Genomic DNA, 25,867 nt, shown 5'->3' on the forward strand with positions numbered 1-25,867 from the left:
AGGTTGGGGTTTGCCCCAACCTCTTTTTATTTTACCAAAGCAAGGTCGTGTTTTAGTCCGTTCCATTCAACAAGGTGCAGTTTTACTGTGCCTACAGGAATTTTAGCTTTCACAAGAACCGGAATGCGGTTTTTGTCATCTGTAACCCAGAAGTTAACATCGTCTTCACTTTCAAAGTAGCGTCCTGTCTGAACTACCGGTACAAATTTCATACAGCGAAAAGTCCCTTTGCGGATTTTGATCTCTTCTTTTCCCACATACTTAATTTTTAACGGATATATTTCATCGTCCATAAAACATTTAAATTCGCTGATATCACCCACTTTCATGTTTTTGTAGTCCAGCGTTCGGGCATAATAAAAGGAGGAGATCATATCCTGAACCCCTACAGGAATGTCAAATAGCTTTCCTTTACCGTTATCAACTTTTTCTTTGTGTTGGTCAAAGCGATAATCTTGTTGCAAACGGTATTTTCCTTCTTCCACACGACGTTTAAAATACCAGGGAAAAATTCCTTTCTGATCGATGAAGGTTTCGTATACATCATTCACACGATAAAAAAGATTGAATGCACCAAGTGTTCTTCCGGTTCCTACTGCATGGTAAAGAGCCTGACCCTGGGCACCCTTCTTGGGAGTAGGTTTCACCTCTATTACAGCTTCTCCGGCATCTATAAATCCATAGGTTACACGATAACGTAATCGTTCTCCAATAGAAAAACTTTCGTTTTTACGGGTTGGTAGTTTCAATTCGGATGAACTGAAGGAAAATCCGAGACTACCGGTTAACAAGAACAAAATTAAATTTCTCATAACGCAAAGTTTTTTAGTTCTTCTTACCAATCAGATCAAAAAGCAGACCAAAATTTACAAAATTGAAGTGAGAAAGAAAAAATTGGTGCATTTGAATTCGACTTGAAGTCTGACTTATTACTGTATATTTGTCAAGGTTAACCAAATTGCCGAAGACTTGAAGTTACGGGTGTTAAATAGTTTTTCGATTATCCTTGTCGGGATACTTTTCCTTTTATTCTGGAAAGAGCCGGGCTTTTGGATTTCTTTTTTACTGCTGGTTTTATCATACCTGATTATTTTGAGTTTTGGTGTTTTCAAATTGTCCTTGAATTTTTTTGCTCCTGCGATTACTTCCGGGGATGCGGATACGATTTATCTGACGTATGATGATGGTCCCGATGCGGAACACACCAATAGTATACTTGCTTTTTTAAAAGAGGAAGAGGTCGCCGCCAGTTTCTTTGTAATAGGTTCGAAGGTGGAAGAAAATCCACAAACGATGAAGGAAATAGCGGGGGAGAATCATTTTATTGGAAACCACTCTTTCTCTCATGCTCCTTTCTTTCAGTTTTGGAAAACAAAAAGGGTTTTTGAAGACCTGAAAAAATCTGCAGATATTATTGCAAGTTACCAACATCCTTCCCGTAAGGCTTTTCGTCCGCCGATAGGAATTATGAACCCTAATATTGCTAAAGCAGCGCTGCAAGTAAGAACAGCAATTATTGGCTGGAATAACAGGACACTGGATACAACAACAACCGATGTCGAAAAATTATGGCGTAGGACAAAGCGAAAGTTGAAGAAGGGAAAAACAATTGTTTTGTTGCATGATAACCGCCCCCAGGCACTTCAGTTGACCAAGCGGATTGTACAATGGGGAAAAGAGAACGGAATGAAGTTTGATACGGTTGAGCATTTGATTAATGAGCTGACATGAAGAAATTGTTTACAATACTATTATTAAGTCTTTGTTCCGGGCTGACAATTGCTCAGGAAAAGTTGATGCAGAATCCGGAGGCTTTCAGGACCCGATTTTCGCAACAGGCAGAAAAGACCAAGCGAATTCAGAGTGAATTCACTCAGGACAAGTATTCTGCATATTTTAAGGAACCAATCCGTTCTTCGGGGATTTTTTATTATGATCAGTCCGGGAAGATGAGATGGGAGCAGAAAAATCCAGAAAAGCACGTGTTGTTGATTACTGGAGAAGAGTTGCGAATTTGGAAAAAAGGAAAGGAGAGTAAGTATAATCTTGCTTCTAACCGGCAGCTGTCGTTTATCAAACTAGTAATGATGGGAACGGTTAACGGAGATCTTCTGAGCAGCGGGAAGTTTGATATCCGTTATTTTGAGCAGAAGGAGACATACAGATTGGAATTGACCCCAAGAGACAGACGGATGAAAAATATGTTTGAACGAATCGAACTGTTTTTTGATCGGGAAAATGTACATCTGAAGGAAATGAAAATGGTTGAATCTGTCGGAGAGTACACAGCTATTCAGTTCATAAATCCTATCTTTAACGCGCAAATTAGTCAAACACTATTTTCCGAATTCTAATGGAAGCATATTTTACACTCGATACATACAGACAGGAAGAGGGTAAGGAAATCTTTGCTATTACGCTGAATAGTAAACATCCGGTTTATAAAGGCCATTTTCCAGATGTGCCGGTTACTCCGGGTGTAGTTTTAACAGATATCTGTCGCCAGTTGGTAGAGCATGCTCTTGACAAAAAATTACAACTGAAAGAGGCAAAGACGATCAAGTTTTTGGCTATGGTAAATCCTGAAATGACTCCGGGATTGGATGTGGAAATGGTACTTTCATCTGAAAATGAAAGATATTCTGCCCGGATCGTGGGAAGTTTTGAAGGGAAAACCTATTTTAAAATACAGGCAGATTTTGCAGGTGAACTATAGTGAGGAACTGAAAGAATTGAATTGTTGTATTCTGATTCCAACTTACAACAATGAAAAAACACTGAAGAAAGTTATAGAAGGTGTTCTGAACTATTGTGATGACGTGATTGTAATCAATGACGGTTCTACAGATACAACAACGGAAATACTGAAGTCATTCGGTTCGGTGATTACAGTTATTCAGCATGACCGGAACAGAGGGAAAGGTAAAGCATTACGAACAGGCTTTAAGTTTGCTATCGATGCAGGTTTCAGATATGCTCTGACAATTGATTCAGACGGTCAACATTATCCGGATGATATTCCTGCTTTTAGTAACACCCTAAAAGAAAATCCTGACGCTCTGGTAATGGGAGCGAGGAATATGAATCAGGAAGGAGTACCCCAGAAAAGTTCATTTGGGAACAAATTCTCTAATTTCTGGTACTGGGTAGAAACAGGAATAAAATTGCCTGATACGCAAACCGGATTTCGTGTCTATCCATTGAAAAGATTGCGGTATATCCCACTTTGGACAACTAAGTTTGAACTGGAAATAGAGGTGATTGTAAAACTTGCCTGGTTGGGAGCAAAAGTGGTAACTGTTCCTGTACGTGTTAAGTATGATCCTGAAGAGAGAGTTACACACTTCCGTCCCTTCCGTGATTTTACGCGAATCAGTATTCTCAATACATTTCTTGTTTTGTTCGCATTGATTTTCAGACCTCTGATGATTATCCGACAGCTTTTTTCTAAGGAATTCTGGAAAAAGTTAGTCAATGAAATCGTAAAATCTGAAGAGTCCTCTATTCGAAAAGCCTCTGCTGTAGGTATTGGATTGTTTATGGGAATATTTCCTGCTTGGGGGTTCCAGATGGCAATAGCACTAGTGATAGCTATAGCACTTAAACTAAACAAGTTTATTGTATTGACTGCATCCAATATATCTATACCTCCGATGATCCCGTTTATTATATACGGATCTTATCTTATGGGAGGGGTATTTGTTGATAATCCGGCGGATTTCTTTTTTTCCGATGGAATAACAGTAGAAGATATTTATATTAATTTCAAACAATATCTTATTGGGGCAGTGACACTTGCTACTGTTGCGGGAATAGCAGGATTTATTATTACGTATCCCGTTTTACGGATATTGAGAAAGAAGTAATTATTGTGCAGAAAGATGTAGATCGTAGATCATGCCGTCAGACAGTCCGATCTTGGGAACATACAGTTCCTTGGACTTTAATTCCTTCATAATGTATTTGTAGATCTCACATGCAGGAACAATGACATCCGCTCGATCTTCTTTGAGCTGATATTTTGCCATTCGGTCAGCAATACTGAGTGTATTAAGTTTTTCGTACAACTCATCCAATTCGCGGAAACTGACAGGCTCCATAAATTGCTTTCCGAGTAGTTTGTGAACTTTATTAATATTTCCCCCGGTAGCAAAAACTTTATGGAGCATTTTAGGATCTACGTGTTTGGCAATCCATTCGTGTATTTCCGGCCAAATAGTTACAGATTCCTTCTTTTTCAACATTCGGATAGTTCCGATTTTAAAAGATTTGGATGCAACCCGCACACCGTTCTCGAACACACTGATTTCCGTAGAGCCTCCACCCACATCTATAACCAGAAAAGGAAGGTCTTTATCAAAGTCCAGGAGAAAAAATGTCCCGAAGATCAGTCGTGCCTCTTCCTCTCCGTCAATAATTTCAATATTTATACCGGTTTTATCCTGTATAAGTTCTTTTGTCCGTACACCGTTCTGAGCTTCACGCATGGCACTTGTTGCACAAGCTCTTATTTCTTTCACTTTAAAAACTTCAGAGATAAGTTTAAAAGCATGTATTGTTTTGATGAAATCTTCCTGTTTGCGCTCGGAAATAATTCCGTCTTCGAATACTTCAAGACCCAATCTGAGAGGTATCCGGGTATAGGAAATTTTCTTTACGAAGGAGTGTCCGTTCTCTTTAACTACCTCTCCAATCAGAAGGCGGGCGGCATTCGTCCCTATGTCTATCGCACCATAAATCATCACCGATAAAAGTACAAATTTTATTCTTGTTCGGATTGCATTCTGTATAATTGATACAGGGCATTTTGAGAGTTGATAGGCTCACTATCTTCCACAGGTCTATAGTACTTATTCTTTTGTTTGGGACCAATTATACGAGCTTTGACAGAGTCTTTCCACTGCAGCTCAAGTACGTTGATCAGGTGTTCTTTAACTTCTTCATCCAGAATAGGAGCACCGACTTCGATACGTTTATCAATGTTTCGCATCATCCAGTCTGCGGAAGTAAGAAATACTTTTCGATTTTCACCTGTCCCGAATAATAAAACCCGTGAGTGTTCCAGATAACGCCCTACAATTGAGCGTACTGTTATGTTTTCACTCTGGTTTTCAATGGAAGGAACAAGGGCGCACATTCCCCGGTTGAGAATACGTACTTTTACGCCCGCATTTGATGCATCATAGAGCTTTTCTACCATTTTGGAGTCGACAAGGTTATTTAGCTTCAGGAAAATCTCAGCGGATTCTCCTTTTCTTGCCAGTTTTATCTGCTCCTCAATAAGTCCTATCAGTTTTCTTCTCGAATTGAAAGGAGAAACAATCAGAGACCGGAATTGTCCACGGTCGATATTGTTTTCCAGAAAGCGAAAGACTTTACTGACTTCTCCCGTGATTTTGGGCATAGCTGTTAGCAATCCGAAGTCTTCGTATACTTTTGCTGTTCCCTCGTGGAAATTTCCGGTCCCCACATAAGCAACTTGCTGTGTTTTCCGAGCTGACTTTCGGGTGATAAGCATTAGTTTAGAGTGAACTTTGAATCCGGGAACACCAAAAATCACTTGTGCCCCCAACTCATCAAGAATGTTGGACCAGTAGAGATTGTTCTCCTCATCAAAACGGGCGAGAAGTTCAAATACGACTACAACATTCTTTCCATTTTTGAGCGCACTTACCAAAGCATTCATAATTTGTGAGTCAGAAGCTACACGGTATATATTGATATGAATACTGGTTACTTTGGGGTCGAGAGCTGCCTCGCGGAGCAAATCAACAACGTAGTCAAATTTTTGATACGGAAAGTGCAGTAACTCATCTTTCAGCAACACATGCTTGAATAAGTGTTTGACTTTTTTGAGGTTCGGATGAGGTACAGGTGGTTGGGGCGGATAAAGCAAATTCATTTTCCCAAAATCAGGGAACTTCATAAAGTCTTTAAAGTTATGATATTTTCCTCCCGGAATAATATTCCCGTCCATTTTCAATCCAAGAGACCTTACCAGAAAATCAAGTAAATCAGAGGGCATTCTTGAATCATAGACCAGACGTACAGGATTTCCTTTTTTCCTGTCCTTAATTCCCTTTTCCATCTTTTCAACAATAGAAAGAGCAAGACTGTCTTCTAGATCCAGTTCAGCATCACGTGTAAACTTAAAAGTAAATGCTTCTATTGTGTCCGGGGTAAAAATGTAGAATATATCCTGAAGATGTAAACGAACAATATCATCCAGAATAATAACCTTTTGAAATTCCCCATCATTAATCACCTTAAACCGCGGTAATTTGGAGGGGATTTCAATGAGGGCATACCGAATTTTGTCCTTTGCAAGATTTGTAAGTTTGATAGCCAGATAAATACCTTCTTCGCGAAGTGAGGGAAATTTCGAACGTTTATCAAGCAGTATCGGGATGATGAAGTGCTTTACTTTTTCATGATAATAATCGGATAAAATCGTTTTTTCAAGCTCGGATAAATTATTTTCATCCAGATGGAGCACGTGTTCTTTTTCCAGCTCCTTCAGTATCTTTTGATAGGCAATTTCGAAAAGGCGTTGCTGTTTAACAACTATCTGCTTAATCTCTTCAAGCAAAGCTTTCGGTCCGCCTTCAAATCCGAAAACAACTTTGGATTTAACTTCAATCATCCGTTTGACCGCAGCAACACGAACCCGGAAAAACTCGTCCAGATTGTTTGAGTAAATACCCAAAAAGCGAATTCGTTCCAAAAGAGGGTTCTTGGAATCGATGGCTTCCTGTAGAACTCTTTCGTTAAAGGAAAGCCAACTAAGTTCCCTGTTAATGAGTTTCACAGTGCCAAAATACGTATTCTTTTCAAAATACTCTTGCGAATAATTCACAAAAAAAGCGCCGAAATCTTCGACGCTTTTTCCAAAATTCATGTTACTTTCAATCATGAAAAAACTTACTAGCTACGGGTCAAAAGTACTTGGCTTTTGCCGAAGAGACATTAAGCTGTCATTAACTAGCTTTAAAAAGCTGTTAATTGTGCGTGCTAAGTAGTTTTTTAACTCCGAAAAAGAAGGCCTGTTCTTCTGTTTTATAACTATCATCGGAGAACAGGAGGTTTTGTAGTTGCTCCAAAACACTGTTCAATTCTTCGTTTGTTGTACAATGATTCATTCCGAAAAAGGCAATGGCTTCCGCTTTTTCAGCATCACTTTGCTTTTCGAAGATCCTATTGATTTTATTATACTCAGACCTTCCGGTTTCAGTAATTATGCGACGGACTTCTTCACGTGTTACAATAAAATCAGCATGTGAAGCATAAATAAGAAGATAGGTTATGAAATCGTCATATGTCCAGTCTTTGTAATCCATGATGTGTTTCTTTTCTCCTAATATAAAAAGAAATGACATGATGGAGGGGTAAAAATGATGAAAATCAGAAAAGAAAAAGTGCGACTCTTTCGGGCCGCACTTTGCTTATTTTGGTTTCTTAGTGTTTATCTTGCGCCAATACGAACTTGCATTCGGTAATCTTTTACATCTGCATATTTCATAAGCGATTGCAATGCATTTCGTGAAGTACCTGAAACAAGTCGCGAAGTAATCTCATTTTTAGAAGCTGAGTAGTCAGTTGTTGCCATTGGTTCAACCGTTTTTACCAGTTTAACAACATAGACTCCCTGACGACCCGCAATTGGTTTTGTTGTTTCTCCGTCTTTAAGACCCGAGAATAAAACTCCGGCTACTTTTGGCTCGTTACCGTTATTTCCGATATTTCCGGTAGAGAATTTAACTTCTGCATTCTGAACAGGAAGATCAAGTTGCTGACCTAACTTAGTAATATCTGATTGCGATGACATTTCGTTGATATACTTTTCAGCTATAATTTCATTTTTAGCGTCTGTTTCCATCAATTGACGAGCATCTTCCTTGTCAGGAGCGCCTTCTTCCTTGATTTTTTTCAATTGTACAATAACATAACGATTTCCATCTTTAATAGGCTCGCTAACATCCATTGCCTGTGTTCCTTTTCCGAATCCGAAACGAAGAACCTGGTTCTGAGCTGATGCTGAGAAACCATTAAGTTGTGGATTTTCAAGGAAAGCCGTTACAGGGCGGACGAACATATTTTGCTCTTCTGCAATTGCTTCAAATTTTTCAGGAGCTTCATCCATTAATGACCAGATGTCCTTTGCTTCCTGTTCAACCGTTAGTATTGTTCCTTCCGAAGCATCTACATTGGTAGTAACTACAGCAAGTCTTGGAAGTTTTGCCTCTCTCTGACCTAATACTTCAACAATGTGAATACCATAAGTCGTTTTAACTGTACCTAGTGTTCCGATTGGTTGTTTGAAAGAGAAGTCATTAAATTCAGTGACCATCTGACCTTCCTGGAACCATTTGTATTCTCCATTATTTTCAATTGATCCCGGGTCTTCGGAAACCTCTTTTACCAACTCGGCAAAATTGTCATTTGTTTTGATTACTTCGATAAGACTATCCGCTTTCCGTTGTGCTTCGTCAAACGAAATTTCAGGACCTCCGGCTTTGATAAGAATGTGACGAACCCAGGCCTGTTTTTCTGTTTCAAATCCAAGTACTTTCGCCATTTCTACGCGATCTCCATTCACATAAGGTCCCACAACGGTTCCAACCTCTGCTTTTTGGAATTGTTCATCCATTGAAGATGGGTAAGAGTTAGGAGCTCCCTCCATCATAGCAGAACGATAGACCTGATTTCTGTTAAATTGCTTATTCTGAGAATTCAGCATAACGAAAAGAGAGTCCTGCTGCGACTGGATAAAGGCATCTTTCAGATTTTCCAATTTAGAGACACCTCTTTCCTTATCTTCATCACTCGGTTTGATATCAAGTGAAACATACTGAAGTACACGTGAAGCACGTTGTTCATACTTTTTGTCATCTTTGTGTGCTTCATAGTAAGTATTGAACTGCTCTTCTGACAAAGTCATTTCAGAAGTTTCCTGAGAGAAATACGGACGGAAAATGTAAGAGATGTTTTTTACTTCGTTTTTCGCGAAATAGTCATCCTTAGCTTCAAGCGAAGTTACATAATTTCCTTTTTCAATCAAGGTAACATATTTCATTGCTTTACGCTGATTTGCCACTTCTTCACGCAGATTTGCATAGAATTCAGCATAACTGAAGTAAGTCGGTTGCCCGTTTTGGTCAACTCCATTCTGAACCGTTTCATTCGCTTCTGCTTTGGCAACAAAATCGTTAAGAGCATTCATGTCAACTCCTCCCTGACCTAATGAATCCGGAAAGTATTGAGCGATCATCTGGTTTTGAGGCATACCGTCATAACCGAAAATCAAGGCGTCTATTTCGTCTTCACTAACAGTAATTCCAAGTGCTTCAAACTCTTTGTCAAGCAAATTCTGACGAACATATTCATTCCAGGCTTTGTCTTCGGCATTTTTTGCATCACTCTCCGTGAATTCACGTCCTTGCTGAGCTGCCATTTGACGTTCATTATTCGTAAATAATTCAATCAATTCAGTCAGTCTCAACTCGTCAATAGGTTCGCCATAAATCTCACCTCTCGGGTTGGCTTCGATTGTTGTTCCCATGTTACGGATGACCTCTCCGAGGATGAACAGTAATAAAGCTCCTCCGATTACTCCGACAAGAAGACCTGATTTTTCACGTATTTTTCCAATTGTTATCATGTTCTAATACACTTTAGGGGTGCGAATATAAGGGATGCAAATGAAATTTGAAAGTGTTTTTTAAGGTATTAATTATCAGTATGGATAAGACGGATCAATTCCACACGTCGGTCAGAAACCTCAATCACTTCAATTTCAGTATTTTCCAGTTTGAATTTATCCCCTTTTTCAGGGATGCTTTCAAGGTAGTAGAGAACCATACCACCAAGAGTGTCAAAGTCCTCCATTTCAGGAAGGTTAAGGTTGTAGTTTTCATTGAGATAGTCAATTTCCTGGCGGGCACTGAAAATATACGTATTCTCGTCAATTTGTTCTTCGATCAATTCTTCATGGTCGTGTTCGTCTTCTATGTCTCCGAAGATTTCTTCGATCAAATCTTCAATCGTTATAAGTCCCGAAGTTCCACCGAATTCGTCAACAACTACGGCAATGTTACCCGACTGTCTTGCGAAGAGCTCCAGAAGTTCTTTCCCAGGAACCGATTCAGGAACAACGGGCATAGGTAAAAGAATCTGTTTGATGGAATTCGGTTTTTTAAATAATTCGAAAGAATGTATATAACCGATTATGTTATCTATATTATCTCTGTAAATAATGATTTTCGACAGACCGGTTTCAACAAATTTCTGACGTAGATCTTCAATGTCTTCATCTATTTCCATGGCAATGATTTCCGTTCTCGGAATCATACAATCACGGGCTTTTACTTTCGAAAAATCCAATGCATTTTGAAGGATTTGCATTTCATTTGTCAATTCCGATTCTTCTTCCAGTCGTTCGTTCATATCCCGGACAAAATAGTCGAGATCTACTTTCGAAAATACGCGTTCGGTTTGACGGGTATCCATTCTGAATAAACGCAGAAAAATGTTCGAAAACATTAGCGTAATAGAGGTTGGAATGTAAAGAAGGAAGTAAATGATGAATAGAGGAATCGCTGTAAAACTTAAAATCCTGTTCGGATTGATCTGAAAAATAGCTTTGGGTAAGAATTCTGCAGTAACGAGTATAAGAAGTGTAGATAATATTGTTTGGATAATAAGTACAACCGCTTCATTAGGGATCATCATGCGTATAACGGGTTCCAGTAACATCCCCATACAAAGTCCGTAGATCACAAGGGCTGCATTATTACCGAGTAACATTGCCGAGATGAAACTTTCCGGCTTTTTTACAAACCGGGACAGGATTTTTCCGGATACTGTCCCTGCTGATCGGTCTAACTCTATTTTCAGTCGATTAGCAGATACGAATGCAATCTCAGTTCCTGAAAAGAAGGCTGATGCAAGCAGCGTAAAAAAAACAGTTATAATTAACTCCGTGTCATCCATATTTTAGAGTAAATCTTTTCCGATATCCCGACGGTAATAAGCCCCTTCAAATTCGATTTTTTCGAGAGCAGCATAGGATTTTGTCAGAGCGGCTTCGATGGATTTTCCTAAAGCTGTAACGGCTAATACGCGTCCTCCCGCAGAAGTAACAACGGGACCGTCAGAAGCTGTTCCGGCATGAAATACCTGACAGTTTTCTACTTCATTCAGTCCGTAGATTGTTTTCCCTTTTTCGTAATTTTCGGGATATCCGCCGGATACCATCATAACAGTTGTTGCTGTTTTTTCATCAAATTCAATATCCCGCTCCGAAAGAGTGCCTGTTGCTACTCCTTCAAAAAGATCGAGTAGATCTGATTTAATTCTTGGTAGAACAACCTCTGTTTCCGGATCCCCCATCCGGCAATTATATTCGATAACAAATGGTTCGCCTTTTACAGCCATTAACCCTATGAAAATAAATCCTTTGTAATTGATATCTTCTTGTTGAAGTCCTTTAATAGTAGGAATGACAATTTGATTTTCTACTTTGTCCAAAAAGTCGGGCGTAGCAAAAGGTACCGGAGATACTGCTCCCATTCCTCCGGTATTTAATCCTGTATCACCTTCTCCGATCCGTTTGTAGTCTTTCGCTTCTGGAAGAATCTTGTAGGAATGCCCATCCGTGAGTACGAAAACAGATAATTCAATGCCTTTGAGGAACTCCTCAATGACAACGCGAGAACTCGCATCACCAAATTTGGCATCAAGAAGCATATTCGATAGCTCGGTACGAGCTTCTTCAAGATTGTCGATAATAAGAACACCTTTTCCTGCAGCGAGCCCATCTGCTTTTAGTACGTAGGGAGGTTTTAGTTTTGCGAGAAAAGCATATCCTTCTTCGAGCGTATCTTTGGTAAATGTTTTGTATTTAGCCGTTGGTATGTTATATTTTTCCATGAAGACTTTGGAGAAATCTTTACTTCCTTCCAATTGAGCTCCTTTTTTATCCGGACCTATCACAGGAATCTTTTTCAGTTCCTCATCCTGTTCAAAAAAGTCGCGAATCCCTTTTACCAAAGGATCTTCAGGGCCTACCACGACAATCGAAATGTTTTTTTCCAGAACCAAATTTCTGATACCTTGAAAATCATCTGCTTTAATAGAAACATTGGTGCCATGCAGGCGTGTGCCGGCATTTCCGGGAGCAATATATAGCTCTTCCAGATGTGAACTTTGTGCTATTTTCCAACTCAATGCGTGCTCGCGGCCTCCAGACCCTAATACTAATACTCTCATTTTTCTCTCCGGATGATTTTTTTCAAAAATACGAATTTGTTCAAACGTCCAAACGTGAATTATATACACGTTTTAAACAATACAGTTATTTATTTAATAAAAACGCCTTTTTTCTTTAATACCGGGACGAGAACCTCATTGCTCTCCTGAATGGTTTCCGGCAGAAAAATAAATTTTTTGTCAAACATGGTGTCGCCGATCCAAAAGCTCACCCAGTACTCGTTGTTGAGTCCGAATAAATCTTTCATTATGGGTTCTATCTTGCGGAATGAATGGGGTTGTATTTCGCCCAGAAAATGACGAAGTGTAGAGGTTTGTATCATTTCCTCCGAGTCAGGATGTTTTCCGTATCCTCTTGAAGATACGAGACATCCATTCAGATGATCATTTCTTTCATTAATAAGGTAAACGTAGTGTTGGGGTTCTCCTTCATCATTGGTATCTAAAACAACAGCTACGCTGACACCTTCCGCCGGATTGCTTTTTAGCGATTCTTTCATGATAATCTATTGCGCTTTGGCTAAGTAAAGGTGCAAATATAGTTATAATCGAAGCCTAAACCGCAGGCAGATGTTTTTTTATCTGATCTAAAAGTGATCGTTGATTGGTTGTTTCCATCGCTCTTTTATCCGGAGACTTATCTCTGCTTTTGGTGAGGTATATTCCGGATAACCTTTTGTACTTTTCGTCCTGAATAAGCCGCAAAATAGTTCGGGCACTTGATTCAGGTTTAGAGAATAAGAACCCAACACTGTTCATCGCTTTATCCATCCAGTCTTCCCGGGATCGGGTAATTCCGGTGGCGGCTACACCGGGATCCAAAAGATGAACACGAATCTTTTCATTTCTCGCCAACCACATTGCATAGGTACAGATGGCTGCTTTTGATCGTGAATACGACTTAAACTGACTATGCTTAGTAGCGTTTAGACTAGTACTAAAATCGTAGTTTGCTAACCAGTTAGAACGGTGAAGCATAGAGGAAGTAAAGGCCAAAACAGTTCCTGATTTTTCGAAAACAGGTAATAGTTGTTCAACAAGTAACGCGTGAGAGAGAAAGTTAACTTGCATGGTCATTTCCACTCCCTCATCTGTTTTCCGGGTGTCTTTATATCCGATTACTCCTGCATTTGCAATGAAATAATCAATTGTAGTCTCTTTACTTATGATCTCTTGTGCAGTCTGTAATACAGACGTCGTGTCGGAAAGATCACAAACGTAATAGTCTCCTCTTCCGATTTCACGCAGTATTTCTTGTGCCTTTTTTTCGGATCTTGCTAACAGGATGGGATGAACGTCGGTATCTTTTAACTGACGTATTGCCGCTGCACCAATACCGTTTGTAGCTCCAGTAATCAGCATTTTTTTCATGGTCTGACAAAAATAGATCATTGTAAACAAACTTCCTTACATTTGGTGATGGAAAATAACCTAATGTATAGTTTGGCATTGAATTTGTTTTCCTTGTTTTTAAATTTAAAAAACGATTTATGAAGCAAGTACTTACTCTTTTTATAGGTTGTGTGCTGACTATGTTTTCCATAGCGCAACAACAAACAAACCTTGTTTTTTTTAGTGAGCAGGGAGAGCAGTTTCTGGTTGTTCTGAACGGTGTGCAACAGAATTTTAACCCACAGACCAATGTCAAGGTTACCAATTTGATACAGCCGTATTACAAAGTGAAAATACGGTTTGTAGATGGAAGAACTCCGGATATTGATAAAACGATCAATTTTAATGCGGGTACTGAGACGACTTTTGTTATCAAAAAGACAAAAAAGGAGAATTATGTTCTGCGATGGTTGAGTGAGGTTCCTATTATGCAGGCTCCTCAAAATGTGGCGAATCAGAATATTGTTGTATTTTCTACAATGCCTCCTGTTGATCCTGCTTTGAACGGGACGGTTAATAATACAACAACTACGGTTGTGCATTCTGAAACCAATGCGCCTTCACAGCAGAGTGGAAATGTTTCAATGGGGGTGAATATTAATGACCCGGAGTTAGGTGTTAATATGAATATTAATGTGAATGCAAATGAGACAGGAATGCATTCGCAGAATAATGCGACAACCTATTCGCAAACTACAACCACCACAACCTACTCAACAGGCGGGCAAATACAACGTCCTGGAGTGAATGGGTATACCGGAACAGTTGGTTGTGCATGGCCTATGGATGCAACGTCTTTCAGTAATGCATATGCTTCTATTCAATCAAAAGATTTTGAAGATTCAAAACTTACAATAGCGAAACAAGTAATCAACAACAACTGTTTATCATCGGACCAGGTGAAGCAGATTATGTTGCTGTTTGATTTTGAATCAACCCGTTTGGAGCTGGCTAAATATGCCTATGGATATACCTATGATATCGGGAATTACTATTTATTGAATGATGCTTTCGATTTTGAGACCTCAATAGATGAATTAAATAGTTATATTGAAAGTTACCAACGATAAGAACTAAGAGTTTCTGAAAATAAAAATCCCCTGTAATTTTTTACAGGGGATTTTCGTATTATAAAAGTTGTTTTACATTTTCCGGAGGACGACCAATAACGGCTTTATTTCCATCAATCACGACAGGTCGTTCAATCAGTTTGGGAAAAGTGATCATCGCTTTAATCCATTCCGCTTCAGAAAGAGATTTTCCCTGGAAATTTTCTTTGTAAATGCTTTCATTTTTTCTGACAAGATGTTCCGCAGGAATCCCTAGTAATGCAAGTACCTCGCGAAGTTCCTCTTCGGAAGGAGTGTCCTTCAGGTATTCAATAATTTCGACATCTTTTCCGGACTTTTCCAGAATACGAAGTGTTTCCCGGCTTTTCGAACATCTGGGGTTGTGCAGGATCTTCATCTTTAGTCATTTAGTTTAAGTACTGCGAGGAAGGCTTCCTGTGGTACTTCCACACGGCCGACTTGTCGCATTCGCTTCTTTCCTTCTTTTTGTTTCTCCAGAAGTTTACGTTTTCTGGAAATATCTCCTCCATAACACTTGGCTGTTACGTCTTTTCGAAGAGCTTTAATGGTTTCACGGGCGATCACCTTCGATCCGATAGCTGCCTGAATCGGAATTTCAAATTGCTGGCGGGGAATTAATTCCTTTAGCTTGACACAGATTTTTTTACCTAAGTTAAATGCATTACTTCTGTGAACAAGTGCAGAAAGGGCATCTACCTGTTCTCCGTTCAACAAAACATCCAGCTTAATCAGGTCAGAAGATTTGTAACCAATCGGGAAGTAGTCGAACGAGGCGTATCCTTTCGAAACCGTTTTAAGTCGGTCGTAGAAATCAAATACAATCTCGGCCAAAGGCATCTCAAAAGTTAATTCTACTCTGTCCTGTGTCAGGTATACCTGATTTTGTAATTCTCCCCTTTTTTCAATACAAAGGGTCATAATAGCTCCGATATATTCTGATTTAGTGATCACCTGAGCCTTAATAAAAGGTTCTTCAACCTTTTCCAGAGTAGAGGGATCGGGAAGTTCAGAAGGATTATTTACAATTAGTTTTTCATCAGGATTTTTTCGGAGATAAGCGAAGTAAGATACGTTAGGCACAGTTGTAATAACTGTCATCTTAAATTCACGCTCCAGACGTTCCTGGATAATTTCAAGGTGGAGCATTCCAAGGAATCCACATCGAAACCCGAAACCTAAAGCTGCTGATGACTCCGGTTCGAAAACCAGTGAGGAGTCATTTAACTGAAGTTTTTCCATAGAGAAACGGAGTTCTTCATAGTCTTCGGTATCAACAGGATAAATCCCGGCAAAGACCATAGGCTTTACATCCTCAAAACCTTTTACGGCTTCTGTACAAGGATTCGCTACAGTTGTTATCGTATCACCTACTTTTACCTCGTTGGCTTGCTTTATACCGGAAATAATATATCCTACATCACCGGTTGAGACTTCCTTTTTAGGAACGAGATCCATCTTAAGAATACCAATATCATCAGCATTATATGTGCGACCGGTATTGACAAACTTGACTTTCTCTCCTTTTCTCAAAGTTCCGTTAATCACCCTGTAATATGCAATAACACCACGGAAAGGGTTGAAAACAGAGTCAAAGATCATTGCTTGTAGTGGTGCGTCCGGGTTTCCTTTAGGAGCAGGAACCCGGTTTATAATAGCGTCGAGAATCTTATCTACACCTAACCCGGTTTTTCCTGAAGCAGGAATAACATCTGTCGGATTACAGCCAATCAGATCAACGATTTGGTCGGTAACTTCTTCTGGCATTGCTCCCGGAAGATCCATTTTATTCAGTACAGGAATAATTTCAAGATCATGTTCAAGTGCCAGATATAGGTTTGAAATTGTTTGTGCTTCAATACCTTGTGCTGCATCGACAATCAACAAAGCTCCTTCGCAGGCTGCAATCGAACGGGAGACTTCGTAAGAGAAGTCAACGTGTCCGGGAGTGTCAATCAGGTTTAATGTATATGCTTGTCCCTCATGGGTATAATTCATTTGAATGGCATGACTTTTAATTGTGATACCACGCTCGCGCTCCAGATCCATGTCATCCAGTGCCTGGTCTTTCATCTCACGGTCAGAAATGGTGCCTGTTGCCTGAAGCAGACGATCTGCCAGAGTACTCTTTCCGTGGTCGATGTGAGCAATAATACAGAAATTGCGAATATTCTTCATAGGTTGCAAAATTACGCAAATAGATGTCAATTAATGATTGCGGAATATCTTTTTTTCAATTCGTGAAACGAAATCTATGTTTTTTGCGTTGAATACTTAAAAAACATTCGAAGACTTTCTATATTTGACCCTATGAATGAGAAGACAATGGATAAACTGATTCGCGAATTCCCCGGAAACATCACCGAAGCAATTAAGATAGCTGGTGAAGCCCGTTTAAGAGAGCCACAGTCCGAGATCAGGAATGTGGTTGTTTGTGGTATGGGGGGGTCTGGAATCGGAGGAAAAATTGTCAGTCAGTGGGTTTATAATGACATTGAAGTGCCATTTATTTTGGTGAATGATTATGTATTACCGGCATTTATCAATGAAAACACACTGCTTATTGCGTCTTCTTATTCAGGTAATACAGAAGAAACGCTTTCTGCAGTGGAGGATGGTTTGAGTAAAGGGGCTCATATTGTTGCGGTTTGCTCCGGTGGTAAACTTCAGGCAATGGCAGAAGAGAAGTCTTTTGATGTGATAGTTGTCCCTGGAGGTAATCCACCCCGTGCGAGTCTAGCCTTCTCATTGGTGCAACTTGCGTCTATTCTGGAGAAGTTAGAACTGGTTACGATACGATACTCAGCTCAGTTAGAAAAAAGTGTTGAGTTATTACTCGCGAATGAATCGGAAATAAAGGAAACGGCTATGGGAATAGCGGATTTCCTGTTTGAGAAAATGCCTATTATTTACACGACCTCATTATTCGAGGGGGTAGCTATACGAACAAGGCAGCAGCTGAATGAAAATGCCAAAACACTTTGCTGGCACCATGTGATTCCTGAGATGAATCATAATGAACTGGTAGGTTGGTCCGGAGGAGATAGACGGTTTGCATCCTTGTTTTTGATAAATAGTGATATTTACGAAAGAAATGCATTTAGATTGGCAGTTTCTAAAAAAGTGATGGAAGAGAAAGGTGCCGGAACTATGGAGGTATATTCAAAAGGAGAGAGTCGTGTAGAAGAGACTATGTACTTTATACACCTCGTAGATTGGGTGTCATTTTATCTTTCGGAAAAGAATAAAGTAGACCCTATCGCGATTCCGGTAATAGATTATTTGAAGGGAGAATTGGAGAGATTGTAATGAATAAAAAAGTCTTTGTACAGGATTTAGGACAGAAAGACTACAAAGAGACGTGGGATTATCAGGAGGAATTATTTAAATCCATTATTGACAGGAAGATCCGAAACCGGAACGAAAACGAGAGTGTTCAGACCGATAATTATCTTTTGTTTGTAGAGCACCCACATGTGTATACTCTGGGAAAAAGTGGTAGTCCATTACATCTTCTGTTAAGTGAGCAGAAGTTGAAAGAAATTGATGCAACGTTTTATAAAATTAACAGGGGAGGAGATATAACCTATCATGGTCCTGGACAGTTGGTCGCTTATCCTATTATTGATTTAGACAATTTTTTTACTGACATTCATAAATATCTGAGATTATTGGAGGAATCAGTGATTCAAACCCTAAAAGAATACGGGATTGAATCCGGCAGAGTAGATGGGCTCACAGGGGTCTGGATTGATGGTGACACAACAGGCGCTCGAAAGATATGTGCAATGGGAGTGAAATCTTCGCGTTGGGTAACCATGCACGGTATAGGATTTAATATTTCAACAGACCTGAACTATTTTAATCATATTGTCCCTTGTGGGATTGAGGACAAATCCGTAACTTCATTGCAGAGGGAATTGGGACGAGAGGTCTCTGTGCAGGAGGTTAAAGAGGTTCTGCTTGAAAAAATGGCAGAACAATTTGGATTTGAATATGAAAAAGAAACCACTACGAAGTAAGCCAAGAAAGGTACTGCGAATATTCTTGCTTGTTTTGTTTTTGGGAATACTTGTGCAGAATATTTACATAGCTCTGACGGGAAAGTGGTATTTTTATTCTGCGTTGTCAAAGACTTATTTTATTGGGCAAAGCGGCCCGGGAATATATGATTTGAAGCTGTTTCCCTACAAAACAATAACTCACGATAAAACCCCTTACAATTTACCAGAGTCGACCAGTGCCGGAAAAGATCTTTCCAGGGAGGAAAATGCTTATTTTGAAAGTCTGGAGACAACTTCTTTTTTAGTACTACTTCGGGATTCTGTGATTTTCGAAAAATACTGGGAAGAACATACGACTGAGACAGTATCAAATACTTTTTCAGCTGCAAAATCAATCGTTAGCTTGCTAATTGGGATCGCTGTGGAGGAAGGTTATATTGGGAGTATTGACGAATCTGTAGGTAAATACATAGAAGAGTGGAACAAGACTCCATACAGTGAGATAACAATACGTGATCTTTTAACGATGAGTACGGGGCTTGGTTGGCATGAAAGCGGGGGTAATCCTTTTTCTGATAACGCTGAAGCTTATTATGGAACAGACTTGGAGAAATTAGTGTTGAAACAGGAGGTGGTGGGAAAACCGGGTGAAGAATTTGAATATATTAGTAGCGCAACACAGGTTCTTACGATTGTTCTGGAGAGGGCTACAGGTTTTGGGCTTAGTGTGTATTTTCAGGATAAAATCTGGTCTAAGATTGGTTCCGAATCAGATGCGTATTGGAGTCTGGATAAAGAAGGGGGGATTGAAAAAGGGTATTGCTGTCTGTATGCAACGACACGCGATTTTGCAAAAATAGGTTTGCTAATAGCTGATGATGGAGTCTGGAAAGGAGAAAGAATAGTTCCGGAATGGTATATGAAGGAGGCTTTTGTTCCGGCAGATATCGAAGTAAAAGATAAAGGGGTTAATCACAGATATGGTTTACATTGGTGGTTGGTTCCGACAGGAGAGGATACCATTCGTTATGCAAGAGGAATTCAGGGACAGTATATAGTCGTTGTTCCGGGTCGTGACTTGGTGGTTGTAAGAACAGGGCATAAACGAGCTTCGGATTACAAAGAGATCCCATCAGGTTTTGATGATTTCCCGGAGAGCATTAAACCACAGATCGGACATCCTGGAGATCTGTTTGTCTATCTTAAAATAGCAATGGATCTGGCTGATCAGGAATAAATTCTGACTAATCTTTGTCAATTTCAAATAATTGACTATATTTGCACCATCATTTATTGTTTGAACAAATGAGGGGACGAAAGTCCCCTCTTTTATTGTCAAAAGAATGCTGGATAGAGAGAAAATAATTGTATTGGCAGAAGAGCGAATGGCAGAGCTTGATAAAGGCCTGTTTATAGTAGATTTGCGTATTAGTGATGCAAATGTGATCTCTCTTGAAATTGATTCGGAAACAGGAAGTGTGTCGATTGATGATTGTGTTCGGGTTTCAAGAAATATTGAACACAATCTGGATCGGGAGGAGCAGGATTTTGAACTTTCGGTTTCTTCTGCAGGGTTGGATAAGCCTTTGCGGGTTTTGAAGCAGTATCCGAAGAATATAGGTCGGGAATTAAAAGTTAAGACAGCTTCCGGGGATAAAGTGGAAGGTGTTTTAACGAAAGCTGATGCGAGCGGTATTGTTCTGCAAACTAGCCGTAAGGAACGAATAGAAGGAAAGAAAAAAAAGGAGCTGATCGTGGAAGATATTCCATTGAAATATGCTGATATAAAAGAAGCAAAAGTTGTTATATCATTTAAATAATTAAGCGATGGATAGCTTAAACTTGATTGAATCATTTTCGGAGTTTAAAGAATTTAAGAGCATTGACCGTGTGACAATGATGAATGTCCTTGAGGACGTTTTTCGTTCAATGTTGCGTAAGAAATATGGCACAGACGATCATATAGATATCATTATTAATATTGACAAAGGAGATCTTGAGATCTGGCGTAACAGAGAAATTGTTCCGGATGGTGAGGTTGAAGATGTCAATACGGAGATTGCATATTCGGAAGCGATAAAAATAGAGCCTGATTTTGAAGTGGGGGAAGAAGTTTCTGAAGAATTGAAGTTCCTGGACTTTGGTCGAAGAAATATTTTATCGCTGCGTCAGAATCTTATCTCGCGTATTCTTGAACTTGAGAAAGATCATATTTATGCGAAGTATAAAGAACGTATTGGGGAGATTGTTACAGGAGAAGTATACCAGGTATGGAAAAAAGAAGTGCTTGTTCTGGATGATGAAGGGAATGAGTTGATCCTTCCGAAATCAGAACAGATTCCTTCGGATTACTTCAAAAAAGGAGAAACGGTTCGGGCTGTTGTAGCAAAAGTAGATATGCGTAATAGCAGTCCGGTTATTATCCTTTCGCGTACAGCGCCTGAGTTCCTTGAACGTCTGTTCGAGTTGGAAGTTCCAGAAGTATTTGATGGATTGATTACTATCAAGAAAATTGTACGTGAACCGGGAGAGAGAGCAAAAGTTGCTGTTGAATCCTATGATGACAGAATTGATCCGGTAGGAGCTTGTGTCGGAATGAAAGGTGCGCGTATCCATGGTATTGTACGTGAGTTGAGAAACGAAAATATTGATGTTATAAACTATACCAGTAATCCTATTTTATTTATTCAGCGTGCACTTTCTCCTGCGAAAATTTCTTCGGTTGAAATTCTGGAAGAGGAAGGGCGTGCAAATGTTTATCTAAAGCCGGATCAGGTTTCTCTTGCGATTGGTCGCGGAGGGCATAATATCAAGTTGGCAGGTAAATTGACAGGATACGAGATCGATGTATACCGTGAAGGTGCTGAAGATGTTGAAGATGTTGATTTGGAAGAATTTGCAGATGAAATCGATGGATGGATTCTTGATGAATTGAAAGCTATCGGTTGTGACACGGCAAAATCAGTTCTTGAATTGAATGTTCAGGATTTGGTGAGTCGTACGGATCTTGAGGAAGAGACGGTTAAGGAAGTGGTTAGAATTCTGCGTTCAGAATTTGAATAATTGAATTAACCCGACTACCTTTAACACGAAAATTTACGAGTGAGAACTCAAAAAAACAATTGAAGGACTGTTTTATGGCCGGAAAAGTATTAAGATTAAGACAAGTAGCAAAAGAGCTGAACGTAGGTGTGAGTACCATAGTGGAATTCCTGTCTGGTAAGGGGATCAGTATAGATTCGAATCCGAACACCAAGATAGAAGGAGACGTCTATGAACTGCTTTCTGATCAGTATGCTGCTGACCAATCTGTTAAAGAGAAGTCAAAGCAGGCCTCTTTAGTGAAGGAGAAAAAGGAGACGATTTCACTTCGTGACGCTAAAGAGCAAGATAATAAAGAAGAAGAAACTGAGGATGAAGTAGAGATAAACATCGATGCTTTTAAAGCTCCTTTGTCAGATCCTAAGCCTATAGTGAAGGAAAAAGAAGAGGAGAAGGAAGAGGAAAAAGAACCGGCGAAGGAAGAACCCAAGGAGGAGGAAAAAGAGTCGGAGCCGAAGGAAGATAAAAATACGATCGGCGATGGTGAAGTGAAGGTATCTGTAATTGGAAAGATTGATCTTGATAAAATCAATACAAAGACACGTCCTGATAAGAAGAAAAAAGCAGATAAGCCGGAGGCTACACCTGCTGAAGAAAAAGTAAAACAGGAAGAGGAACCGAAAGAAGAGGTGAAGCCTGCAGCGAAAGAAGAAAAATCGATTGTAGTAGAGAAACCCAAAGAGACGGAAAAGAAGAAAGAAGAGCCTGAGAAGAAAATTGAAACAATTAAGGCGAAGACAAATAAACTTTCCGGTCCTACGGTAGTTGGGAAAATTGAACTTCCAACTGAAAAACCAAGAACAAAAGTTGATCGTTCGAAAGATAGCGCGGATAAAAAGAAGCGTAAACGAATTAAGAAAGTAAACGTTGATCGTGCGGGTCAGGGTAGTGGTGGTGGAGCTCAGGTAACCAAAAAAGGTAAAAAGCCGGTAGTTAAACAACAGGTTTCTGAAGAGGATATCCAAAAAGAAATCAAAGAAACTCTTGCACGTCTTTCGGGTACAGGTAAGTCTAAAGCGGCTAAAATCCGCCGATCGAAAAGAGATGAACGGGCTCAGAAACGTGAACGTGAAGCAATGGAAGCTGAACTTGAGTCAGGAATCCTTAAGTTGACAGAGTTCGTTACCGTGTCGGAATTGGCTTCGATGATGGATGTGCAACCAACACAGGTTATCTCGGCATGTATGTCGTTGGGAATCTTCGTTTCTATTAACCAGCGACTGGATGCAGAAACAATTGCTATTGTTGCTGATGAGTTTGGTTTCGAAGTTGAATTTGTAAGTGCTGAAGTACAGGATGCAATCCCTGTACAGGAAGATAAAGACGAAGATCTTTTACCACGTGCGCCGATTGTTACGGTAATGGGACACGTTGACCACGGTAAGACATCTTTATTGGACAGAATTCGTAATGCAGATGTAATTGCCGGTGAGGCAGGAGGTATTACCCAGCACATTGGTGCTTATTCGGTGACATTGGAAAATGGTAAGCGAATTACTTTCCTTGATACTCCGGGTCACGAGGCCTTTACAGCGATGCGTGCAAGGGGTGCTCAGGTTACGGATATTGCGATAATTATTGTTGCTGCTGACGATGATGTGATGCCTCAGACGAAAGAAGCAATTGCCCACGCTCAGGCTGCAGGTGTTCCAATGATTTTCGCCATTAATAAGGTAGATAAACCGACGGCAAACCCGGATAAAATCCGTGAGCAACTTTCACAAATGAACATCCTTGTAGAAGAATGGGGTGGTAAATACCAGTGTCAGGAAATTTCTGCAAAACAAGGGTTGAACATTGATGAATTACTTGAAAAAGTATTGCTTGAAGCAGAGTTATTAGATCTTAAGGCGAACCCGAATAAAAACGCTGTGGGAACAGTGATTGAATCTTCACTCGACAAAGGAAGAGGATATGTTACAAACATGTTGGTGGAAGCCGGAACGTTGAAAATCGGAGATATTATTCTTGCCGGACGTTATGCCGGTAGGGTTCGGGCGATGCACAATGAGCATGGAAAGAATCTTAAAGAGGCAGGGCCAGCTGTACCGGTATCTATCTTAGGTATTAATGGTGCGCCAAGTGCAGGGGATAAGTTCTATATCATGGATGATGAACGTGAAGCAAGATCTATTGCTACGAAACGCGAACAATTGTACAGAGAACAGGGTCTGCGAACTCAGAAACATATTACACTTGATGAGATTGGTCGTCGTTTGGCGATAGGTGATTTCAAAGAATTGAACCTGATTGTTAAAGGAGACGTGGATGGATCTATTGAGGCTCTTTCTGATTCATTACTGAAACTTTCTACAGATCAGATCCAGGTGAATATCGTACACAAAGGAGTTGGGGCAATTACTGAAAATGATGTAAACCTTGCATCTGCTTCAGACGCTATCATTGTCGGATTCCAGGTGCGACCTACAGGTGGTGCGAAGAAACTTGCAGAGGGAGAACAAATCGATATCCGTATTTATTCGATCATTTACAAAGCTATTGATGAAATCAAAGCTGCGATGGAAGGGATGTTGTCTCCGGAAATTGAAGAGCAGGTTGTTGGTTCTGCCGAAGTTAGAGAAACGTTCAAAATCACTAAGGTGGGAACAATTGCAGGATGTTTCGTTCTTGAAGGAATTATCAAACGTAATTCGAAAATCCGAGTTATCCGTGATGGAATTGTTCAGCATACAGGAACACTTGGTTCATTGAAACGCTTTAAGGATGATGTTAAAGAAGTAAAACATGGTTACGAGTGTGGATTGAATATCGACAGATACAATGATATTGCTGAAGGAGATATTATCGAGGCTTTCGAAGAAGTTGAGGTAGCAAGAAAACTCTAATAAGATAGGAAATAGAAGGAAACACCATCTGATTTTTCAGATGGTGTTTTTGTTTTATATTGATTATAAATAACAGACTGCATTTGCTGACTGTAGTAGAAATCACTAATTTTGTGCCTGAAATTGAAGAAATTATACCTTATGAATACAATTCTTAAGAAAACAGGATTCTCTGTTTTTGCAATGTCTGTTTTATTGGTAGGATGTGGAGAGAGTAAAGCACCTGAGAAGGAGCAGGAAATCAGCGAAGAAGAGGTTAGTTATGCCGTTTTTGGAGATACAATAACTGTAGACGGAGCTGTGTCGGCTGACGAAATGTACGCAACCTATCAGGAATTGGAAGAAGGAGACACGATCGAAGCAAAATTTACAGCAACCATCTATAATGTTTGCCAGAAAAAGGGATGCTGGATGAATGTTGATCTGAACGACGAAGAAGTAGCTTTTGTGCGGTTTAAAGATTATGGTTTCTTTATGCCTTTGAACGCAGCAGAATCGGAAGCGATCATAAATGGAAAAGCATTTATTTCGGTGACTTCTGTTAATGAACTAAAACATTATGCGGAGGACGAAGGTCTTACTCAGGAGGAGATAGATGCAATAACAGAACCTGAGATCACATACGGATTTCTAGCAGACGGTGTTTTAATAAAAGAGTAATGAGACTATTTGCTTTTATTTTTCTGGTATTTGTTGGAGGACTTGTGAGTTGTGATGAACAACAGCCGGAAGAGACAATACAGCCCAAACGGCAGAAGAAAAAGTTTGAAATGCACGAAAGTTCTGAGATGGCATCTCTGATGAGGCAGATGCATCATATCAACATGCAACTGAAAGAGCGTATTAGTGCAGGTGAAGATTTGGGGGAGTTTCCGGAGAGTTTCGAAAGAATTTTGGAAGCAGCAATGACAGAAGGTCATGTGAAAGACGAGTTTTTTGTAACCCATGCGGAGTCATTTCTTGAATCTCAACGTGCTATTTATACAAATCCGGAGCAGGCAGAGGAACTATACAATAAAGCAGTGGCGTCATGTATTGAGTGTCATCAGGTGAAATGCACAGGTCCTATTCCGAAGATTCAACAACTTGTTTTGGAATAAGTCGTTTTGTACTTTTTTGCAGGAAAAAGTAAGAAATTAGTAAAATTAGAGGTAACTTTACCTCCTCA

Annotated in this window: 24 protein-coding genes; 13 read left to right on the plus strand and 11 right to left on the minus strand. The window is 39.8% G+C overall.

Annotated elements, in window-relative coordinates; all coding sequences use genetic code 11:
• Window positions 1-26: 26 nt before the first annotated feature.
• Entirely contained in the window at window positions 27-812 is a 786-nt protein-coding gene (locus AC4PL9_RS00260) for a DUF3108 domain-containing protein (RefSeq protein WP_491602790.1), read from the minus strand.
• A 157-nt stretch (window positions 813-969) separates the two neighbouring features.
• Here AC4PL9_RS00260 and AC4PL9_RS00265 point away from each other — a divergent pair, with 157 nt between their 5' ends.
• From AC4PL9_RS00265 to AC4PL9_RS00280, 4 genes are read left to right on the plus strand one after another with little or no spacing between them, the layout of a single operon-like run.
• Window positions 970-1,731: a polysaccharide deacetylase family protein gene (locus AC4PL9_RS00265; RefSeq protein ID WP_491602791.1), complete on the plus strand. Its 762-nt coding sequence runs from the start codon at window positions 970-972 to the stop codon at window positions 1,729-1,731.
• Entirely contained in the window at window positions 1,728-2,354 is a 627-nt protein-coding gene (gene lolA2, locus AC4PL9_RS00270; protein ID WP_491602792.1) for a flexirubin biosynthesis/transport protein LolA2, read from the plus strand. The genes AC4PL9_RS00265 and lolA2 overlap by 4 nt, the downstream gene beginning before the upstream one ends.
• A complete protein-coding gene (locus tag AC4PL9_RS00275) occupies window positions 2,354-2,716 on the plus strand; it encodes an ApeI family dehydratase (RefSeq protein WP_491602793.1) in 363 nt (120 codons plus the stop codon). The genes lolA2 and AC4PL9_RS00275 overlap by 1 nt, the downstream gene beginning before the upstream one ends.
• The gene (locus tag AC4PL9_RS00280) at window positions 2,631-3,866 is read left to right on the plus strand and encodes a DUF2062 domain-containing protein (RefSeq protein ID WP_491602794.1); all 1,236 of its coding nucleotides are present in this window, start codon (window positions 2,631-2,633) and stop codon (window positions 3,864-3,866) included. The genes AC4PL9_RS00275 and AC4PL9_RS00280 overlap by 86 nt, the downstream gene beginning before the upstream one ends.
• Here AC4PL9_RS00280 and AC4PL9_RS00285 read toward each other — a convergent pair whose 3' ends face one another.
• The 8 genes from AC4PL9_RS00285 to AC4PL9_RS00320 all read right to left on the minus strand — a co-directional run bounded on the left by AC4PL9_RS00285 (window position 3,867) and on the right by AC4PL9_RS00320 (window position 13,629).
• On the minus strand, window positions 3,867-4,742 hold the full coding sequence (locus AC4PL9_RS00285) for a Ppx/GppA phosphatase family protein (RefSeq protein ID WP_491602963.1): 876 nt from the start codon (window positions 4,740-4,742) through the stop codon (window positions 3,867-3,869). It lies immediately after the preceding gene.
• 20 nt (window positions 4,743-4,762) lie between these two features.
• A complete protein-coding gene (gene ppk1, locus AC4PL9_RS00290) occupies window positions 4,763-6,898 on the minus strand; it encodes a polyphosphate kinase 1 (RefSeq protein WP_491602795.1) in 2,136 nt (711 codons plus the stop codon).
• Window positions 6,899-6,998: 100 nt separating this feature from the next.
• On the minus strand, window positions 6,999-7,337 hold the full coding sequence (locus AC4PL9_RS00295) for a hypothetical protein (protein WP_491602796.1): 339 nt from the start codon (window positions 7,335-7,337) through the stop codon (window positions 6,999-7,001).
• Window positions 7,338-7,462: 125 nt separating this feature from the next.
• On the minus strand, window positions 7,463-9,658 hold the full coding sequence (locus AC4PL9_RS00300) for a peptidylprolyl isomerase (RefSeq protein WP_491602797.1): 2,196 nt from the start codon (window positions 9,656-9,658) through the stop codon (window positions 7,463-7,465).
• Window positions 9,659-9,726: 68 nt separating this feature from the next.
• Window positions 9,727-10,989 carry a hemolysin family protein gene (locus AC4PL9_RS00305; protein ID WP_491602798.1) on the minus strand — a complete coding sequence of 421 codons (1,263 nt, stop codon included), beginning with the start codon at window positions 10,987-10,989 and terminating at the stop codon, window positions 9,727-9,729.
• Window positions 10,990-10,992: 3 nt separating this feature from the next.
• The gene (purD, locus tag AC4PL9_RS00310) at window positions 10,993-12,267 is read right to left on the minus strand and encodes a phosphoribosylamine--glycine ligase (RefSeq protein ID WP_491602799.1); all 1,275 of its coding nucleotides are present in this window, start codon (window positions 12,265-12,267) and stop codon (window positions 10,993-10,995) included.
• Between the two features lie 89 nt (window positions 12,268-12,356).
• Window positions 12,357-12,767, minus strand: a complete 411-nt coding sequence (locus AC4PL9_RS00315; RefSeq protein WP_491602800.1) for a hypothetical protein — start codon at window positions 12,765-12,767, stop codon at window positions 12,357-12,359.
• Window positions 12,768-12,822: 55 nt separating this feature from the next.
• Entirely contained in the window at window positions 12,823-13,629 is an 807-nt protein-coding gene (locus AC4PL9_RS00320; RefSeq protein WP_491602801.1) for an SDR family NAD(P)-dependent oxidoreductase, read from the minus strand.
• Window positions 13,630-13,757: 128 nt separating this feature from the next.
• Here AC4PL9_RS00320 and AC4PL9_RS00325 point away from each other — a divergent pair, with 128 nt between their 5' ends.
• On the plus strand, window positions 13,758-14,729 hold the full coding sequence (locus AC4PL9_RS00325; protein WP_491602802.1) for a proline and serine-rich protein 1 family protein: 972 nt from the start codon (window positions 13,758-13,760) through the stop codon (window positions 14,727-14,729).
• Window positions 14,730-14,787: 58 nt separating this feature from the next.
• Here AC4PL9_RS00325 and arsC read toward each other — a convergent pair whose 3' ends face one another.
• Window positions 14,788-15,126, minus strand: coding sequence for an arsenate reductase (glutaredoxin) (arsC, locus tag AC4PL9_RS00330; protein WP_491602803.1), 339 nt, complete (start codon window positions 15,124-15,126; stop codon window positions 14,788-14,790).
• A gap of 2 nt (window positions 15,127-15,128) precedes the next feature.
• Window positions 15,129-16,925: a translation elongation factor 4 gene (lepA, locus tag AC4PL9_RS00335; protein ID WP_491602804.1), complete on the minus strand. Its 1,797-nt coding sequence runs from the start codon at window positions 16,923-16,925 to the stop codon at window positions 15,129-15,131.
• A 132-nt stretch (window positions 16,926-17,057) separates the two neighbouring features.
• On the opposite strand from lepA, the gene AC4PL9_RS00340 reads away from it, so the two are divergent.
• From AC4PL9_RS00340 to AC4PL9_RS00375, 8 genes are all read left to right on the plus strand, one after another.
• A complete protein-coding gene (locus AC4PL9_RS00340) occupies window positions 17,058-18,056 on the plus strand; it encodes a bifunctional phosphoglucose/phosphomannose isomerase (RefSeq protein ID WP_491602805.1) in 999 nt (332 codons plus the stop codon).
• The gene (gene lipB / locus AC4PL9_RS00345; protein WP_491602806.1) at window positions 18,056-18,769 is read left to right on the plus strand and encodes a lipoyl(octanoyl) transferase LipB; all 714 of its coding nucleotides are present in this window, start codon (window positions 18,056-18,058) and stop codon (window positions 18,767-18,769) included. The genes AC4PL9_RS00340 and lipB overlap by 1 nt, the downstream gene beginning before the upstream one ends.
• Window positions 18,744-19,988: a serine hydrolase domain-containing protein gene (locus tag AC4PL9_RS00350; RefSeq protein WP_491602807.1), complete on the plus strand. Its 1,245-nt coding sequence runs from the start codon at window positions 18,744-18,746 to the stop codon at window positions 19,986-19,988. Before lipB ends, AC4PL9_RS00350 begins: the two co-directional genes overlap by 26 nt.
• A 106-nt stretch (window positions 19,989-20,094) precedes the next feature.
• Window positions 20,095-20,571 (plus strand): ribosome assembly cofactor RimP, encoded by a 477-nt coding sequence (gene rimP / locus AC4PL9_RS00355; RefSeq protein WP_491602808.1) that lies wholly within the window; start codon window positions 20,095-20,097, stop codon window positions 20,569-20,571.
• A 7-nt stretch (window positions 20,572-20,578) separates the two neighbouring features.
• Complete coding sequence (gene nusA / locus AC4PL9_RS00360) at window positions 20,579-21,814, plus strand: transcription termination factor NusA (RefSeq protein ID WP_491602809.1); 1,236 nt, start codon at window positions 20,579-20,581, stop codon at window positions 21,812-21,814.
• A 74-nt stretch (window positions 21,815-21,888) separates the two neighbouring features.
• On the plus strand, window positions 21,889-24,699 hold the full coding sequence (gene infB, locus AC4PL9_RS00365) for a translation initiation factor IF-2 (protein ID WP_491602810.1): 2,811 nt from the start codon (window positions 21,889-21,891) through the stop codon (window positions 24,697-24,699).
• A gap of 141 nt (window positions 24,700-24,840) precedes the next feature.
• Window positions 24,841-25,359 carry a DUF4920 domain-containing protein gene (locus AC4PL9_RS00370; protein WP_491602811.1) on the plus strand — a complete coding sequence of 173 codons (519 nt, stop codon included), beginning with the start codon at window positions 24,841-24,843 and terminating at the stop codon, window positions 25,357-25,359.
• A complete protein-coding gene (locus tag AC4PL9_RS00375) occupies window positions 25,359-25,799 on the plus strand; it encodes a hypothetical protein (RefSeq protein ID WP_491602812.1) in 441 nt (146 codons plus the stop codon). The genes AC4PL9_RS00370 and AC4PL9_RS00375 overlap by 1 nt, the downstream gene beginning before the upstream one ends.
• Window positions 25,800-25,867: the final 68 nt, after the last annotated feature.

Source organism: Wandonia sp. (assembly GCF_984588085.1).

Bases quoted from the DNA above. Each gene is read 5' to 3' on its own strand.
- AC4PL9_RS00260 (WP_491602790.1), bottom strand. From the start codon at position 812: ATGAGAAATTTAATTTTGTTCTTGTTAACCGGTAGTCTCGGATTTTCC.
- lolA2 (WP_491602792.1), top strand. From the start codon at position 1,728: ATGAAGAAATTGTTTACAATACTATTATTAAGTCTTTGTTCCGGGCTG.
- AC4PL9_RS00275 (WP_491602793.1), top strand. From the start codon at position 2,354: ATGGAAGCATATTTTACACTCGATACATACAGACAGGAAGAGGGTAAG.
- AC4PL9_RS00280 (WP_491602794.1), top strand. From the start codon at position 2,631: ATGAAAGATATTCTGCCCGGATCGTGGGAAGTTTTGAAGGGAAAACCT.
- AC4PL9_RS00285 (WP_491602963.1), bottom strand. From the start codon at position 4,742: ATGATTTATGGTGCGATAGACATAGGGACGAATGCCGCCCGCCTTCTG.
- ppk1 (WP_491602795.1), bottom strand. From the start codon at position 6,898: ATGAATTTTGGAAAAAGCGTCGAAGATTTCGGCGCTTTTTTTGTGAAT.
- AC4PL9_RS00295 (WP_491602796.1), bottom strand. From the start codon at position 7,337: ATGGATTACAAAGACTGGACATATGACGATTTCATAACCTATCTTCTT.
- AC4PL9_RS00300 (WP_491602797.1), bottom strand. From the start codon at position 9,658: ATGATAACAATTGGAAAAATACGTGAAAAATCAGGTCTTCTTGTCGGA.
- AC4PL9_RS00305 (WP_491602798.1), bottom strand. From the start codon at position 10,989: ATGGATGACACGGAGTTAATTATAACTGTTTTTTTTACGCTGCTTGCA.
- purD (WP_491602799.1), bottom strand. From the start codon at position 12,267: ATGAGAGTATTAGTATTAGGGTCTGGAGGCCGCGAGCACGCATTGAGT.
- AC4PL9_RS00315 (WP_491602800.1), bottom strand. From the start codon at position 12,767: ATGAAAGAATCGCTAAAAAGCAATCCGGCGGAAGGTGTCAGCGTAGCT.
- AC4PL9_RS00320 (WP_491602801.1), bottom strand. From the start codon at position 13,629: ATGCTGATTACTGGAGCTACAAACGGTATTGGTGCAGCGGCAATACGT.
- AC4PL9_RS00325 (WP_491602802.1), top strand. From the start codon at position 13,758: ATGAAGCAAGTACTTACTCTTTTTATAGGTTGTGTGCTGACTATGTTT.
- arsC (WP_491602803.1), bottom strand. From the start codon at position 15,126: ATGAAGATCCTGCACAACCCCAGATGTTCGAAAAGCCGGGAAACACTT.
- lepA (WP_491602804.1), bottom strand. From the start codon at position 16,925: ATGAAGAATATTCGCAATTTCTGTATTATTGCTCACATCGACCACGGA.
- AC4PL9_RS00340 (WP_491602805.1), top strand. From the start codon at position 17,058: ATGAATGAGAAGACAATGGATAAACTGATTCGCGAATTCCCCGGAAAC.
- lipB (WP_491602806.1), top strand. From the start codon at position 18,056: ATGAATAAAAAAGTCTTTGTACAGGATTTAGGACAGAAAGACTACAAA.
- AC4PL9_RS00350 (WP_491602807.1), top strand. From the start codon at position 18,744: ATGAAAAAGAAACCACTACGAAGTAAGCCAAGAAAGGTACTGCGAATA.
- rimP (WP_491602808.1), top strand. From the start codon at position 20,095: ATGCTGGATAGAGAGAAAATAATTGTATTGGCAGAAGAGCGAATGGCA.
- nusA (WP_491602809.1), top strand. From the start codon at position 20,579: ATGGATAGCTTAAACTTGATTGAATCATTTTCGGAGTTTAAAGAATTT.
- infB (WP_491602810.1), top strand. From the start codon at position 21,889: ATGGCCGGAAAAGTATTAAGATTAAGACAAGTAGCAAAAGAGCTGAAC.
- AC4PL9_RS00370 (WP_491602811.1), top strand. From the start codon at position 24,841: ATGAATACAATTCTTAAGAAAACAGGATTCTCTGTTTTTGCAATGTCT.
- AC4PL9_RS00375 (WP_491602812.1), top strand. From the start codon at position 25,359: ATGAGACTATTTGCTTTTATTTTTCTGGTATTTGTTGGAGGACTTGTG.